At 64.2% G+C, this 15,775-nt stretch carries 12 protein-coding genes; 6 read left to right on the forward strand and 6 right to left on the reverse strand.

The window, feature by feature from the left end:
* Positions 1-64: 64 nt before the first annotated feature.
* The gene (locus tag ID554_RS33045) at positions 65-205 is read left to right on the forward strand and encodes a DUF5984 family protein (RefSeq protein WP_223884663.1); all 141 of its coding nucleotides are present in this window, start codon (positions 65-67) and stop codon (positions 203-205) included.
* Positions 206-378: 173 nt separating this feature from the next.
* On the opposite strand, the gene ID554_RS12615 is transcribed toward ID554_RS33045, so the two are convergent.
* Positions 379-888: a hypothetical protein gene (locus ID554_RS12615; protein ID WP_147333604.1), complete on the reverse strand. Its 510-nt coding sequence runs from the start codon at positions 886-888 to the stop codon at positions 379-381.
* Between the two features lie 251 nt (positions 889-1,139).
* On the opposite strand from ID554_RS12615, the gene ID554_RS12620 reads away from it, so the two are divergent.
* The gene (locus ID554_RS12620) at positions 1,140-2,027 is read left to right on the forward strand and encodes a DUF5677 domain-containing protein (protein ID WP_117231031.1); all 888 of its coding nucleotides are present in this window, start codon (positions 1,140-1,142) and stop codon (positions 2,025-2,027) included.
* A 168-nt stretch (positions 2,028-2,195) separates the two neighbouring features.
* Here ID554_RS12620 and ID554_RS12625 read toward each other — a convergent pair whose 3' ends face one another.
* From ID554_RS12625 to ID554_RS12640, 4 genes are all read right to left on the reverse strand, one after another.
* Entirely contained in the window at positions 2,196-3,257 is a 1,062-nt protein-coding gene (locus ID554_RS12625) for a hypothetical protein (protein ID WP_147333605.1), read from the reverse strand.
* A 303-nt stretch (positions 3,258-3,560) separates the two neighbouring features.
* Positions 3,561-3,845, reverse strand: a complete 285-nt coding sequence (locus tag ID554_RS12630) for a hypothetical protein (RefSeq protein ID WP_147333606.1) — start codon at positions 3,843-3,845, stop codon at positions 3,561-3,563.
* Between the two features lie 273 nt (positions 3,846-4,118).
* Complete coding sequence (ltrA, locus tag ID554_RS12635; RefSeq protein ID WP_223884571.1) at positions 4,119-5,369, reverse strand: group II intron reverse transcriptase/maturase; 1,251 nt, start codon at positions 5,367-5,369, stop codon at positions 4,119-4,121.
* A 609-nt stretch (positions 5,370-5,978) separates the two neighbouring features.
* Positions 5,979-6,803, reverse strand: coding sequence for a transposase family protein (locus ID554_RS12640; protein WP_191088888.1), 825 nt, complete (start codon positions 6,801-6,803; stop codon positions 5,979-5,981).
* A 56-nt stretch (positions 6,804-6,859) separates the two neighbouring features.
* Here ID554_RS12640 and ID554_RS12645 point away from each other — a divergent pair, with 56 nt between their 5' ends.
* From ID554_RS12645 to ID554_RS12655, 3 genes are all read left to right on the forward strand, one after another.
* A complete protein-coding gene (locus ID554_RS12645; protein WP_191088828.1) occupies positions 6,860-7,180 on the forward strand; it encodes a hypothetical protein in 321 nt (106 codons plus the stop codon).
* A 379-nt stretch (positions 7,181-7,559) separates the two neighbouring features.
* On the forward strand, positions 7,560-8,810 hold the full coding sequence (gene ltrA, locus ID554_RS12650) for a group II intron reverse transcriptase/maturase (RefSeq protein ID WP_223884536.1): 1,251 nt from the start codon (positions 7,560-7,562) through the stop codon (positions 8,808-8,810).
* Positions 8,811-9,583: 773 nt separating this feature from the next.
* The gene (locus ID554_RS12655) at positions 9,584-10,942 is read left to right on the forward strand and encodes an Hsp70 family protein (protein ID WP_233527518.1); all 1,359 of its coding nucleotides are present in this window, start codon (positions 9,584-9,586) and stop codon (positions 10,940-10,942) included.
* Between the two features lie 4 nt (positions 10,943-10,946).
* Here the strand turns inward: ID554_RS12655 and ID554_RS12660 are convergent, their stop codons facing one another.
* A complete protein-coding gene (locus ID554_RS12660; RefSeq protein WP_191088637.1) occupies positions 10,947-12,263 on the reverse strand; it encodes an IS256 family transposase in 1,317 nt (438 codons plus the stop codon).
* Positions 12,264-13,108: 845 nt separating this feature from the next.
* Here ID554_RS12660 and ID554_RS12665 point away from each other — a divergent pair.
* The gene (locus ID554_RS12665; protein WP_147333570.1) at positions 13,109-15,325 is read left to right on the forward strand and encodes a hypothetical protein; all 2,217 of its coding nucleotides are present in this window, start codon (positions 13,109-13,111) and stop codon (positions 15,323-15,325) included.
* Positions 15,326-15,775: the final 450 nt, after the last annotated feature.

A 15,775-nucleotide genomic window follows, 5' to 3' on the forward strand; every position in this document is an offset into this window, starting at 1 on the left:
TCGGTGTACTTGCCGCAGGCGATGATGATCCCCGGACCACGCGACCGGTGAATGCCCGTCTCAACTGCGGCGGGAACACGAAGACCGCCGGCACTGGCTTGCCAAAAACCTTGACCGTTCCCCAAAGACCGACTGGAGGTTCATCCGCCACGGTGCCCGCCTGCTGCTCGGTGACGTCCAACGGGCCGACGCCCCGACGGGCTAAGCAATCATTCGAGCACTGCCCGGGACAGCATCCGCTCATCGGCAGTTCGGGACGTCGGCCGGACCGAAGTCCAGCCACGCAGCGTGAGGCGGCGGTCGGCAGGTAGCGCGCCCGCTCGGCGGCATGAGCGGATACCTGATGTGCGTCCGGAAGCGTAGCCGCTGTCCGAGCGCTCAGTTTCCGGTCGGTGGGTACGGCGGTTGGACGCGCCCCACCGCATTGACCCGTGCGCGGTCGCCCGGGAACTCCGGATCGAGACGCTCGGCCAAACAGGAACGGTGCGCTGCGAACGACGCGCATCCCGGCCCCTCGCTGCTGCGCACATCGACGGTGACGCCGTCGCCGCCGGGGCTCAGGTTCGTGGGCTGACCGCAGCATCCACACGGCCAGCGCAACTCACGTAGATCTGCAGCACACGTCGTAAGACGTATCCAGGCGGGCGGGTCGTACCGCTCGATCTCCAGCACGACCGCGTCGACCTGCTCACCGACGGGCGGGTACTCCGCAGTCAACGCCCGAGACGAGCCCGACGGGCTGTCGATGTATCGCGCGTCGGCCGACGCGCCCACCGACTCATGTCCGAGAACCTCGGCCATGACCCCCCAAGGCTCGTGACTGACGATCGTCGCGCGGACGGCGATGCCTGACACCAGATCACCGGCGACGCTGTCGAAACGTTGCACCAGCCGATCGTCGCGCAACCGCCTTGTCAGCAGCACAGCAGGGCATCACCGCTCAACGGGAAGTCAAAGGACCGCCCTTGTACAACTCCCCGCGGCAAAGTAGTGCTTGCCGGACTGCCGTCACATAATGCCGCGAAAGAGAATCTCGCGAAACGGCTCATTTCGCGCTACCAGGACCCCACCGTCGGCTCGTGAATGGGGCCGCGAACGTGCTTCGTTGTGAGCAGGCAGGGACATGTCATTATTTCTCGGTGGCTGTCAATGAGGACGTCGACGTCGAAGCGCGGGTGGCGGCCGTCGAGGCGTGGATCGCTGCGACGAAACAGGCGCTCATCATCGGCGACCTGACCTGGGATGCAGCCTGGCCCGACCTTCGCCGCATTGCCGTCAACTACATCCTTCGGCGTCAGCTCGAAGCGCTTGACGCCACCGTGGTGCTGGCCAAGGTCGGGCTGGGTCATCTGGCGGTCGGGTTTGTCCGGCCTGCGCTCGATGAGTTGCTTTGGATGCTGTGGGTGAAGGATCTGCCGCAGCAGGATGTCCAGAATCTGCTTATGGCCATGGGGCGCTCCGACGGTATCCGCTCACTGCTCGCCCAACGTGCCTACGTCGGTGACGCTGTGATGCAGGAGCTATGGTATCCGGTAACGCTTTTAGACGCCCAGGAGCAGCAGCTAACTCGTGTCAACGACGAGCTGGCGAAGATCCGCGAGCAGTTCAATTGGTCGGGACGCCCGCTGCCGAGCGCGAGCTGGGTCGCAAAGCAGACCGGCCATAAGGACCTGTACGACTACTTGCATGCCGCGGCGAGTCGGGCTCTGCACTTCTCGATGGGCGAAGTTTTGCGCAACGGTTGGGGCGAGCCAGGCGGAAAGCTGGTCACCCTGAAACCAGAATTTCGCGAGTACCGGACCAGCTTCGCGCTTTACCAGCTACCCTTATTATTCCTCGAAACCGCGGACGCTTGCCATGAGTTCTTCGAACATGCGGGAATTACGGAACTAGAGGATGAGGCCCTAGAGAAGCAGATTCTCGCCGCAGCTCAGGCCCTCGGCAAGTTCGGGCGCGTACCGCTCGTCCACGCTCACGAATGGAATCTGACGCCGAATGGTCCGCTGGGCTTTACTGAGAAGAATTGACGTAGCCTGAGGTCACGAAACCGCATCAGCCGGGCAAGTCGGCGAATGGGTGAACGCCCTGACATCGGCACGTCCGGACGCCGAGGTGTCGATGACATTTTCGGTTACGAGCGTCTCGCGGCAGATGTGGACGCCAAGATCGCTGCACAAAATCTGATGGCCTTGGAGCTAGGAAGTTGCGCCAAGCTGACTCCACCAAGCGACAAGCGCCCCTTGAGTCATGTACTCAAAAGTAGCCAAGAGCATGGGGTAATCCACTGCGATCCAGGACGCATTATTGGCGCCAGACGCGAGACCGGAAGGCCGCTCTATCGGTACGCCGTCATCGAATTGCCTCGGCGCCTCGCACATTGGCTGAGGAAATGGCCGCCCTCCATGCAGTGCGATCGACCGATATTGGTATATCAATTTGAATGTCTCGTTTAGCGTTGTCCAGTCGACTTGGTCACCCTCGCTAGGACGCAGGTTCGGAGGCGGGGGGCAATACAATTCAAGAAAGCGCAGGAACTTTCGTGTCGAACCAATCAGCGGAGCAATTGACTTGGCGATATTCTCCGCAATCTCTTCATCGAGTCCTTCGAGCGTCTTGGCGAAGTCCGGCAGCAGGTCTCGCGCACGCTCTACGTACGGCTGCTTGGGAGCTTTGACTTCATTGGCCGCGACCTCAAGCGCGCCGACAAGCCGTATCCATGCCAGGTTTGGGTCCTCGTTCGCCACCCACATTCCCAGCTGATACTGCCGGGCCGCCTTCATGACCGCGACGCTCTTATTCTCCGTCAACGTTGGATAAGCGGCGATGAGCGACGCCGCACCACTGACATCTCGCTGACCCGTGAGCCGGGGAAGCACCTCGTGGCCACGTGGGTGAAGAGGCGAGGTTGGCTGAGGGTGGTCCATTGAGAATGGCGGGTCTTCGAGACCGCCCGATCCGATGCCGTGAGTCCACCAGCGTCCGCCCGGCTTGCATCGTACTCGTAGTGCAAGTGACAAAAGTGCTGTGGCCTCGTCCGCCATATCTCCGCCGTGATAGGCGGTAAAGTCCGTGGCAGCGAGCTCGCCAGAAGCTATCAAGTCGGGCGGTGTCCAGTAGATATCGGTGCGCATAATTGGGCATTCATTACTCTGCGGGTCGACGAATTCTTCGTTGTGAGAAACGCGTAGCGGTCCGGCCTGAAGTTTGCCTACAAGGGTGGCATCGCTCGCGACTGTGAAGTACATACGTTCGACCAAGTCGACTCCGGAGTCGTGTGCACGCCAATTGTGCCAAAGAGCAGTTCCCATGGCTGTCCTCATCCTCCAGAGGCTCGGTCGCGCGCTGCAAGACGTCCAGACCGTGAGAACGCATGCAAATGAACGGAAGCGAGCGCGGACACGCGACGTCGCAAGCATCGCCGGTTATATGTGAGTTTGCGCAGCGAGTTGGTGGTGACAGTTCGCCTGCCACAGCCTCAGAGACAGCGGCAGTTGTCGGGGACGATCGAAGTTCCGTACCAAATAGGCGCACTCCTGTAAGTCGAACGTGGCGAGGAGTGATCATGAAGAAGTCGACGCCGAATGGGCCGCTGATGAAGTGGCGGCCGGCGGCTGCACCTGGGCGGGTGGAAACGTTGCAAGTTGGAGAATGCGCAGAGACGTCGTGTTGATCCCACTGCAGACGATGTCAAAGCTTTGCGCCGTGAAGATCTCGGCGAGCGGCTTACGCTGAAGCCCACCAGAGAGAAGCGAGAACCACGTCTCACCATGAGCGAGACTGCTGGACGCGTTCCACAAGAGCTGCATGGCGGACGATGCATCATCGATTCCGTAGTAGGAATTCACGTCACTACCAAGCTCGCGGATCAGTTATTCGTCGCCTGGCTGGTTCTCCGGCGTTACCGAGACGAGGCTGGCAAGAGAACCGGAACTCCGATCGAATTTGCTTGCCACTTCCCCGAACTCAGCCTCGATCCACCGATGAAGTTCGGCTTGGCAAGACCCCGGATATAGAAAGTGCCCTCTGAACTGCCGGGTAGACGGCGGGAGTCTCACCCGCCGTCCCCCACAGATCCGGACGTGAACCTCTCGACTCATCCGGCTCGTGCCGTTCGGTTGTCAGGTCGTGTACCGCAGCGTCCAGTGCGCGAACAGGCCGGGTTTTCGTTTTCGGACCTCTTGTAACCATGCACGCGTACGGGCTTGGCTGGGTTTGAGTCGCTTGTACTTCCACCTTGCCCAGCGCATCAGATGACGGTCGACGCGCTTGCCGATCGGGATGACCGCGCTCGGATAGAACGCGGTGAAGTAGTTCAGCCAACCACGTAGGGCTGGGTTCACTTCTTCCGCGAGATCGTTCAGGTTCCAGGTCGTGTGTCGATGTAACCGCCAGGACGCTACCTTGCGGCTCATATCGGTCAGCTTCCCCGGGGCCACCGCCGGCAGGAACCCTGTTCGCCGACGTTGCCGTATCTTGTCCCAGGCCTTACGGGGACGAAACGCGTACCCGCAGAACGCGAACGTCACCAGCTCATAGTTCAGCCGGCGGCGGTCGTCCTTGCAGTACACAATGCGCGTCTTATCAGGATGCAACTGCAACCCGATATCCGCAAACCGACGACCGATCGCCCGGCGCACATACTGTGCCTGACTTTCGGTCACGCAATGGACCACCACATCGTCCGCGAACCGCTCGAACCCGATCCGGGGAAACTCCCGGACCATCCAGGTATCGAAGCCGTAGTGCAGGAAGACGTTAGCGATCAACGGAGAGATCGGCCCGCCCTGCGGGGTTCCCTTTTCCCGATGAGCCAAAGTTCCGTCGGGCATCAGCATCGGCGCCTTGAGCCAGCGCTCCACATACAACATGACCCACGACTGGGTCGTATGCCGCGCCACCGCCTTAAGCATCAAATCCCACGGCACCGAGTCGAAGAAGGCCTTGACGTCCAGATCGACGACCCAGTCCCTCTCGAAGCACCGCTGCCGGCACGCCCGCACCGCGTCCACCGGTGACCGGCCGGGACGATATCCGTAGGAGTCGTCGTGGAACACCTTCTCCACCTCCGGCTCCAACACCAGCACCGCCACCGTCTGCGCCACCCGGTCAACCACGCTGGGAATGCCCAGAATCCTGACCCCACCCTTCTTCGGGATCTCCACCGCCCGGACCGGGCCGGGGAAATAGCTGCCCGACGACATACGGTTCCACAGCCGGTAGAGGTTGTCAGCCAACCTCGTTTCGAACTGTTCGATCGTCACTCCGTCGGCCCCGGCCGCTCCGCCATTACCTTTCACCTTCAACCACGCGGCCCAGATCAGCCGCTTTGGGATATCGTGCGACTTGCCTGTCAACCCTGGCTGACTCACGCGGTTCCTCCCTCACGGTTGACCGCACAAACCAGCCTGAACGACCCCGCCCCTTCGCTCCCCGACCCACTGCGATACGCAGGCGGTTCACAGCTACTACGGGCGAGTCCGCCAGCGGCCCCGCATCGGTACTCTGCTCCTCGCGGTCTCCTCCGCTTGGAGTCCTCCCTCTCGCCGCCGGTCAACCGACGGACAGTGTCGGGGTCCGCCTTCACACGTTCCGTATGAGAGCCTGGACCGGGCTCATGCTGCCTATATGCCGGACACCACCTGGGCAGTAAGCGGATATCCCCCAGGCTCATCCCGAGACTCACCTCCGGCCTCGGTTCTGATGTCGTCTGACTGAGTTTCGACACGTCAACGGCAGAGAACTCGACGTTCATCGCTCATCTTCCCGGTCCATACCTGACGCGATCACAGTCACGCCTTCTCCAACGACGCTCAGGACGACGGTCTTCAGCCAACGCCCCTCGTGGTGGTTTGAAGCCTGCTTCCGCAAGCCGGCTCCGGAGGGCCAAACAACCTCCATCTCCCATACAGCACCGCAGTCCACGAGACCGTCATCAATCTTTGCCTCGCTTTCCACGTTCGTGTTCACAAGAAGTGATCTCAACGACTTTCTGGTAGGTATTTGTACTCGAAGTGGGTCAGGTGTAATGCGGCGGCGACGATGTCGCCGATTCGGCGTGGGCTGATGTTCGTATGGCGGAGCGTCTTCCAGCGTCCGATCAGGATGGCGAAGCCGCGTTCGCCTTGCCATCGCAGGCCGCGGAGCAGCTGGTTGTAGGCGCGGTTGTCGGGCGCGAGGCGGCTGCCGTCGGTGGGCTGCTTGATCGGGGTCTTGATGCCGTGGCCTGTGCTTTCGTAGCCGGAGTCGGCCAGGGCGGGCAGGTCGAGTTCGGCGGCGGACCAGTTCAGGGCGGCGGTGACGCCGAGTTCGCGGGCGCAGCTGGTGTCATGCAGATGCCCGGGCATCGCCGCCGATGTCCAGATCGGTAGCCCGTCCGGGCGCATGACGGCTTGGATGTTCGCGCCGAAGTCGCGGTGCTTTCCCGAATACCAGGCGTCGATGGTCTCGCCCTTGACGGACAGGGTGGTCTCGGTGAGCCGGTCGCAGTCGAACAGTTTGCCGTCGAGGATCACGTGGGACCAGCCGTCGGCGGCGGCCCGACGCAGAGCGGTGTGCAGGTCGGCCGCCTGGGCGGCGAGCACCGTGATGCCCTCGTCGCGGTAGCGGTACGCCGTCGCCCGGGAGATACCGAAGCCGGCTGCCAGCAAGGTCATGTCCTCACCCTTGCGGAACCACACGAGCACCATCAGGGCCTGGTAGAAGCAGGTCAACGCACGAGTGCCACGGCGAGTGCCGCAGGCCCGGCGCTGCACGTACAGCAGCCGCGCGAGATGCTGCACGAGTTCCCTCGGGACGTCGATCATGGCACGATAGGCAATCACGTGGAGCCCTCTCGAAGACGTGGATCTGTCGCAAGGACATGTCTATCGATGGCTCCACGCCTGTCTCCACTGCCGCCCGACTCGCCGCCTTCGCCCGTGTCGCGCCAATCAACCCATATGCGTTGCTGAGATCAGCTCTTGTGAACACGAACGTGGAAAGCGAGGCAAAGATTGATGACGGTCTCGTGGACTGCGGTGCTGTATGGGAGATGGAGGTTGTTTGGCCCTCCGGAGCCGGCTTGCGGAAGCAGGCTTCAAACCACCACGAGGGGCGTTGGCTGAAGACCGTCGTCCTGAGCGTCGTTGGAGAAGGCGTGACTGTGATCGCGTCAGGTATGGACCGGGAAGATGAGCGATGAACGTCGAGTTCTCTGCCGTTGACGTGTCGAAACTCAGTCAGACGACATCAGAACCGAGGCCGGAGGTGAGTCTCGGGATGAGCCTGGGGGATATCCGCTTACTGCCCAGGTGGTGTCCGGCATATAGGCAGCATGAGCCCGGTCCAGGCTCTCATACGGAACGTGTGAAGGCGGACCCCGACACTGTCCGTCGGTTGACCGGCGGCGAGAGGGAGGACTCCAAGCGGAGGAGACCGCGAGGAGCAGAGTACCGATGCGGGGCCGCTGGCGGACTCGCCCGTAGTAGCTGTGAACCGCCTGCGTATCGCAGTGGGTCGGGGAGCGAAGGGGCGGGGTCGTTCAGGCTGGTTTGTGCGGTCAACCGTGAGGGAGGAACCGCGTGAGTCAGCCAGGGTTGACAGGCAAGTCGCACGATATCCCAAAGCGGCTGATCTGGGCCGCGTGGTTGAAGGTGAAAGGTAATGGCGGAGCGGCCGGGGCCGACGGAGTGACGATCGAACAGTTCGAAACGAGGTTGGCTGACAACCTCTACCGGCTGTGGAACCGTATGTCGTCGGGCAGCTATTTCCCCGGCCCGGTCCGGGCGGTGGAGATCCCGAAGAAGGGTGGGGTCAGGATTCTGGGCATTCCCAATGTGGTCGACCGGGTGGCGCAGACGGTGGCGGTGCTGGTGTTGGAGCCGGAGGTGGAGAAGGTGTTCCACGACGACTCCTACGGATATCGTCCCGGACGGTCCCCGATTGATGCGATTCGGGTGTGTCGGCAGCGGTGTTTCAAGAAGGACTGGGTCGTCGATTTGGACGTCAAGGCCTTTTTCGACTCCGTGCGGTGGGATTTGATGCTTAAGGCGGTGGCGCGGCATACGACCCAGTCGTGGGTCATGTTGTATGTGGAGCGCTGGCTCAAGGCGCCGATGCTGATGCCCGACGGAACTTTGGCTCATCGGGAAAAGGGAACCCCGCAGGGCGGGCCGATCTCTCCGTTGATCGCTAACGTCTTCCTGCACTACGGCTTCGATACCTGGATGGTCCGGGAGTTTCCCCGGATCGGGTTCGAGCGGTTCGCGGACGATGTGGTGGTCCATTGCGTGACCGAAAGTCAGGCACAGTATGTGCGCCGGGCGATCGGTCGTCGGTTTGCGGATATCGGGTTGCAGTTGCATCCTGATAAGACGCGCATTGTGTACTGCAAGGACGACCGCCGCCGGCTGAACTATGAGCTGGTGACGTTCGCGTTCTGCGGGTACGCGTTTCGTCCCCGTAAGGCCTGGGACAAGATACGGCAACGTCGGCGAACAGGGTTCCTGCCGGCGGTGGCCCCGGGGAAGCTGACCGATATGAGCCGCAAGGTAGCGTCCTGGCGGTTACATCGACACACGACCTGGAACCTGAACGATCTCGCGGAAGAAGTGAACCCAGCCCTACGTGGTTGGCTGAACTACTTCACCGCGTTCTATCCGAGCGCGGTCATCCCGATCGGCAAGCGCGTCGACCGTCATCTGATGCGCTGGGCAAGGTGGAAGTACAAGCGACTCAAACCCAGCCAAGCCCGTACGCGTGCATGGTTACAAGAGGTCCGAAAACGAAAACCCGGCCTGTTCGCGCACTGGACGCTGCGGTACACGACCTGACAACCGAACGGCACGAGCCGGATGAGTCGAGAGGTTCACGTCCGGATCTGTGGGGGACGGCGGGTGAGACTCCCGCCGTCTACCCGGCACTGGACGGGCCGCTTACGCTCGGAGTTCGACATAATCGACTCGTGCAGGCTCCGCCTGGAGATCGCCCGACCCGGATATGACAATCGGAAAACCTGGCCCGACGTGCACGCGTACGCCAGCTGGCCGCCGCCATCGCCTCGGCCTGGCCGGATCCGACCGCGAATGACCCTCCGTCATCGACGCGGCCGATTTGCAGGCCGGTGGTCTCCCGGGAAGGCATGGTCACTGCCGGCGCCGCCGATGCCAGCCCGGGTTCGGTAACGGGTGGCGGAGAAGAGCCGTGCCGCCCGAGGGACGCTGGGAATGAAGCGGCGTGCCGACGCCGAGGGTGTGCGGCGCTGCTTCGTCGATGTGGGCTCGGCTCGCATCCTGAACCCGATGGCTGCCGCTGCGTAGTTATGCCCTCACGTGATTACGTGATTCATGTTTGACTATGGCGCATGCGATCGGGGCAGGTACGGCTGGCGATCGACTGCGGAAGTGCCAGCACAACCGGGGTGGTGGCGTGGACGGACGGGTCGTGGTCGCCGCTGTCGTTCGACGGCGAGCCAGGACTACCGAGTGCGGTGCTGGTCGCCGACGACGGGTCGGTTGTGACGGGGCAGCAAGCATGGCAGGCGGCAGTGAAGCAGCCGCAAAGATTCGTTCCCGTCCCCCGTCGCCCCGCCGATGAGCAAGTCAGCGTGGCCGGTAGGGAGATAGCGCTGGCGGATCTGGTGGCGGCGACGCTGCGGCGTGCCGCTGACGAGGCACGACGGCTCGCTGGCGGCGAGGTCGAGGATGTGCGGTTGGTGGTGCCGGCGGGGTGGGGGCCGCGGCGTCGTACCTGGCTTCGTCACGTGGCGCATCGGGCGGGTCTGCCGCAGCCGCGTTTGGTGGAGGCGCCGGTGGCGGTGGCCTCGCATCTGCTCGCCGGAGGTGTGCCTCTGCCGGTGGGTTCGGTCATCGTGGTGTGTGACCTGGGTGGCGGCGCCGAGGTGAGCGTGGTCCGCCGCAGTGCGGTCGGCTTCGAGATCCTCTCCACTCTCGCGGACCCGGATGCCGGTGGTGACGCCATCGACGCGGCGATGACTGCCGCCCTGTCCCCTGTCCCGGTCGCTGCGGGGACCGGTGAGGAGGTGGCGTTGACGGCGAGTGTCCGGACGGCGAAGCATGCCCTGTTCGCGCATGCGGCGGTGACGGTTGCGGTGCCGTCCGGTCCGGCGGTGGTGGTCAACGACCTGGTGTTGACGCAGGCGGCCCGTCCGGTCCTGGAACGCGCGGCCGATTTGGTCCGGGATGCGGTGGACGCGGCGGAGGTCGACCCAGCGACGGTGGCGGGGTTGTGGTGTGCGGGTGGGACGGCGCAGATGCGACTGGTGGCGGAGGTGCTGGCCACCGACACAGGTCTCACGCCGTTCCTGGTGCAGGATCCGCCGCTCGCGGCCGCGCAGGGGGCGGCGGACGCCGGCGCGCGGAGTCCGGGCCAGGGCCCGGAGGTGGTGGTGGAGCCGTTGCCGTCGGTGGGGCGGGCGCTGGCGGTGGCGGTGTCGGGGTTCGCGTCGTTGGCGTTGGTGTCGCACATGCTGTTCACCCCGGTGTGGAACAGCGCGGCGATGGGGAAGTGGGCGACGTTGAACTGGGGCGAGCTGGCGATGGCGTCGGTCTTCGCGATGCTCGCCTGTCTCGGTGTGGGCACGGTTCTGGGTGCGGCGTTGGCGTCGCGTACCGACACCGGGTTGCCGTTGTCGCCGGGGGCGCAGGTCGCCACCGGCATCCTCACCGCCTCCTGGCTGGGTGTCGCCGTGGCGTGTATGTACGCGGTGGTGGGCAGCCAGTACATCGGTATGGAGCTGGGGCCGTTCCTGCGCTGGTCGGTGGTGCCGATCGTGCCGATCGTGGTGGTGGCGGCGGTTCTCGCGGTGATCGCCATACGCGGGTGGCGTACGCCGGTGGGTGGCTGGTCGCGGTTCCTGGCGTTCCCGGTGTCGTCGGTGGTGACGGCGACGGTGGGGATGCTGGTGCGGGTCTGTCAAGTTAACGGTGTAACTGGGGTTGGTTGATCTTCTACTTGCGGCCGGCGGACAGGCGTCCGTCGAAGGTGATGTCGAAGGCGTTGAGTGCGCTCTTCCAGCGGGTGGCCCAGCGTTTGCGGCCTTGCCCGGTCGGGTCGAGGCTCATCACCGCGAGGTAGACGCACTTGAGGGCGGCTTGCTCGTTGGGGAAGTGTCCGCGGGCGCGGACGGCGCGGCGGATGCGGGCGTTGACGCTTTCGATGGCGTTGGTGGAGCAGATGATCCGGCGGATCTCGGCGTCGAAGGCCAGGAACGGCACGAACTCGGCCCAGGCGTTCTCCCACAGCTTCACGATCGCCGGGTAGCGGCTGCTCCATGCCTCGGCGAACTCGAGGAATCGTTCGGTAGCGGCGGCCTCGGTCGGTGCGGTGTAGACCGGTTTGAGTGCCTTGGCAATCGCGTCCCAGTGCTGGCGGGCCGCGTAGCGGAACGAGTTCCTGAGCAGGTGCACCACGCAGGTCTGGACCACGGTGCGGGGCCAGACCTCTCCGATGGCATCCGGCAGGCCGGTCAGTCCGTCACAGACGGCCATGAGCACGTCGTCGACGCCCCGGTTCTTCAGTTCGGTGCAGATCTGCAGCCAGAACTTGGCGCCCTCCCCGCCGTCGCCGGCCCACAGGCCGAGGATGTCTCGGTGGCCGTCGGCGGTGACCGCGAGAGCGACGTAGATCGGCCGGTTGGCGACCTTCCCGTCCCTGATCTTGACGTTGATGGCGTCGAGGAAGACCACCGGGTAGACCGGATCGAGGGGCCGGTTCTGCCACTCGGTCATACCGTCCATCACCTTGTCGGTGATGGTGGAGATCGTCTGGCGGGAGACCTCGGCGCCGTAGACCTCGGCCAGATGCGCGGAGATCTCGCCGGTGGTCAGGCCCTTCGCCGACAGCGACAGCACCAGGTCCTCCACCCCGGACAACCTGCGCTGACGCTTCTTGACGATGGCCGGTTCGAACGAGCCCGCTCGATCGCGTGGCACGTCGATCTGCACCGGCCCGACATCGGTGAGCACCGTCTTGGACCGGTTGCCGTTGCGGGAGTTGCCGGAGTTCGCGCCGGCCTGGTCGTGTTTGTCGTAGCCGAGGTGGTCGGTGATCTCACCATCGAGGGCCGACTCCAGCACGATCTTCGTCAGCTGCTGCAGCAGCCCACCCTCACCGGACAGCTGCAGCCCCTGCTCACGAGCCTGGGTCACCAGCTGTGACACCAGCGCCGGGTCGACACCCCCTGGCGTCGTCTTCGTACGCGGCCGCTTGGCCTTCTCGTCACCGGGCACAGCGGCAGTGTCCACCGCATCGGTCGTGATCGTCATCAGGTGCTACTCCCTTGATCGGAGTTACACCGTTGTTTTTACAGTCCCCACCCGAACGCGGTCCCTTCTTACGACTCATGACCCCATCCTCGGCCACGGCCATGTCAACAGCAGTAGTCAACGCTTCTCGATCCTCAACTCGCCCTGTCCGGCGGACTTGCTATGAACCGCTGGCCTCAACTCACCCTGGCAGACAGGGCTACACCAACGGGCCGTGGACATCCTCAGCCACTTGGGCGAGCATGCGGCCGCCGCCGATCTGTCCGACCGCTACACGCGCCGACTCACCACCGCCGGCCTCACACTCGACCTCCTACCCAGCACCACTCGGTATAGATACCACTGCCAGTGAGGATGTAGCGGGGGACTGGCTGTGGGTAGGCCTCAGCGACGGTTCATATCGGCGGCCCACCGGCACGCCACTCACGCAAAGACCCCCGGGCTATTCACGGCCTTTACGGCTGCTGCCCTCGCGGCGGTCGCGTAGCTGTGGCAGGTACGGCCGCCGTTGACGTGAGCGCACTGCACCACCCCGGATCTTGTGAGGACTTGTCCGGAATCGGTTGCGTCAACAGAGAAGATCATTCTCGCCTCCCGAGACATCCTTACTCGGAGGCATGTCTTGGCGACCTGCGTTGAAAGAGACGCGGACTCTTGGGGATCACGTTGAAACGACCGTTGTGGTCGCTCACCCGACAGTGAACGTCTCCGATACCTGACATCATCGCGGGCATCACTTATCCGAATGCATGAGGTCTAGTTTTGGCAGACGACCTGACGGTTGAAGCTGCGGGTATCATGCGCTGGCGAGCGCGGCGATGTGGATAGTATCCGCGCTGAACGCCATGCTGTCGGTGGAAAGATCGACGATGCTCCGGCGCACGATTCTGTCGGTCGTGATCGTTTTGCTGGCCACGGTCGGACTCGCGGCCAGCGGTAGGCCGGTGCCGACCCGCCTACGGGTGGCGATCACCGGGCTGCCGCCCGGTGTGGTGGCGCACGTCGGAGTGGCCGGGCCGGCAGGGACCCATTACACGCTCACCGCCACTGACGAGCGGCGCGTGCCTGCGGGGGTGTACAGGGTCACGATCGAGTCGGTCCGCAGCGTTGACACCACCTTCCACCCTGCTGACGAGCGGCACGAGGTGTTGGTAGAGCCGGGGCGCACCACGCTCGCCGCCGCGCCGTACCGGGTCGCCATCCCGGACACAACCGAGGTGCTCGACCCGGACGACCCGGGCATCCTGGAGATCCGTGGCCTGCGGGTGGTGTTCGCCGCAGGCTCCCCTCAGGCGGCAGCCCTTCAGCCGGGCGACCATCTCATCTCCGGCATAGGCACCCGCGTACCCCACATGCTGGTACGAAGGGTCGCGGCGATGCACTACGACGGTGACCGGGTCGTGGTGGACACCCAGCCGGCTACCTTCGACGAGGCGCTGCCCGCCGGAGTCATCCGGCTGGATTTGGTCGACGGGCTCACGCTCCTCCGCCCGGCGGCGTTCGCGCACGGTGACGAGCCTGAGCCGCTCGTGGAGTTCAGCCGCACACTGAGCTTTGAAGATTCTGACTGCTCGCCGGCTGAGAACCCGCCGGGGCGCTCCAGCGGCGAGCGGAGCAGTGCCGGCAGCCTCGCCTACAAGCTCGACACAGTCGACCTTGACCTTGACGGCGAGTTCGCCTGGGACGGCATTGTCAATCCGACCGTGTCGACCTTCATCGGTGCGGCGATGACTTTGGAGGGCCGGTCGGAAGCCGAGTTCACCATGGCGGTCAAGTGCTCGGTCAAGAGTGAGCACGACATCCAGATTGGCTGCGCCAGCGTGCTAGCGCGAATCGTCCGAATCGGACCGATACGGTTGGGTTGCGACTTCAAGGTCGTCGGCGAAGCGTTCGCGGCGGCCGAGGGCAGCTGGAAGTCCGAGGCCATGCGGTCGCGGACCTCGCTCGGGTTCGAGGTCGGTTACCGCTCCGAAAGCGGCGGCTTTCACCGTGACCGGTTCCTGGTCGGCGAAGAGTTCGCCGAGAAGCCGACCGCCCCGCAGGTAGAGTTCTCGTTCGGAGTGAGCGCCGGGCTCAGCGCGGAGCTGACCGGCAAGGATCCTTTCGGCATCGCCGAGTTGACGGTTGCTCTGGATGTGAAGGTCGGGCCGACGGTCATCAGCGATTCGGCCGGCTTCCGTGGCGACTTCAAGGCAGTCCCGACCGTCGCCGTCGGCGCACGGCTTGGCCGCGGGTTCCTCAAGTGGGAGGGCGAGGCGAAGGTGCCCCTGCCCGGCCTGGAACTCAACCTCTGGAGTATCGAGCGTCCTCCGGCACCGCCGTCGGCCTCCCCGTCGGCCTCACCGTCGCCCGCGCCATTGTCGCTGTCGCCGACGGTCGGCGACCGGATGTCTACTGAGCGGCAGCGGAGGGCGTTTGAGACTTGGTTCATCGCACAGCATCTCGACGACGGGCTCGGGGTACGTGCCGACGACCTCGATTTCGACGTCGTCGTGGCCGATGACCTCGACGGGGACGCGTTGCTCGACTTCATCGTGCTCGACAGGACGGTTCTGTACTGCGGCTCCGCGGGCTGCTGGACCACTGTGTACCTCACCCAGTCGCTCGGCTCCTACACCAGTGTCGGCATGTTCGGCGTGGGGGATGAGATGGCGAAGGCGACTGTGAGGACACGTTCAGGCAGCGGCAGCGCCAAGGACGTCATCGTGACGGAGAAGTTCGTCAGCCAGGAGCCGCTCTACTCCGTCTACACGATGCGGCAGGGTAGCTACTCGTTTTCCCACTGGGAGTATTGCGCCGGAGACGTCTTCGAGACGTGTCAGCCCGTCGTGATCACGCCACTGCGGTCGGCGCGGGGCACTGTGGCACCGGGTACTACGCCGCTGGAGCGGCCTTCACATGACGCGAAAGGCATCACCGTCGGGCTGGATGGTCAACCTTACGAAGAGTTCGTCGGGAAAGACCTTGCCCCGATTGGCGTGTTGCTAGACGGCGAATGGTATCTAGTCGACGTGTGGAAGGGCTTCTCAGGCTTCGTACCCGCTTCGGCGGTCGAGCGCTAGGGGTTGGGCAACACGACGGTCAGCGTTTCCCGGAGTGGGTGTAACCGAGGGCTTGCAGCCGGCTAGGTGGAGCTCCCGTGGGCGGCCCAGTTCTGACACTGCGGAGGGCAAGGAGGGCCGTACATGTGGTCGGCGGCGGTACAGGCCGCCCGTATCGGTGCGCCGATGCCACATCATCGCCCGGCTTCACGAAGTCAACGACCTCGTCGAGTTCGGGACGGTAGCCGTCGCTCGTGTCACCTCCTGACCGAGCGTGGACATCGGCGCGGAGGTTGGTAAGCCGACAGCCAGTGGCACAGGCTGTTCCTCGGACGGCGACACCTGTCCGTGAACCTGCGCCTGCTTCAGTAGCGGCACCTGTCCGCGCAGCGGTCGTTGCTCTATCGCTCCAGCCAGCCGGCCGCGGAACTCGGCCGCCCTGCAGTGGCCTCCCAGCGCTGACCTGCTGGT

Source organism: Micromonospora craniellae (assembly GCF_014764405.1).
Taxonomy (GTDB): Bacteria; Actinomycetota; Actinomycetes; order Mycobacteriales; family Micromonosporaceae; genus Micromonospora; species Micromonospora craniellae.

Coding starts and splice junctions, on each gene's coding strand:
- ID554_RS12645 (WP_191088828.1), top strand. CDS start 6,860: ATGTCTATCGATGGCTCCACGCCTGTCTCCACTGCCGCCCGACTCGCC.
- ID554_RS12665 (WP_147333570.1), top strand. CDS start 13,109: ATGCTGTCGGTGGAAAGATCGACGATGCTCCGGCGCACGATTCTGTCG.
- ID554_RS12660 (WP_191088637.1), bottom strand. CDS start 12,263: ATGACGATCACGACCGATGCGGTGGACACTGCCGCTGTGCCCGGTGAC.
- ID554_RS12640 (WP_191088888.1), bottom strand. CDS start 6,803: ATGATCGACGTCCCGAGGGAACTCGTGCAGCATCTCGCGCGGCTGCTG.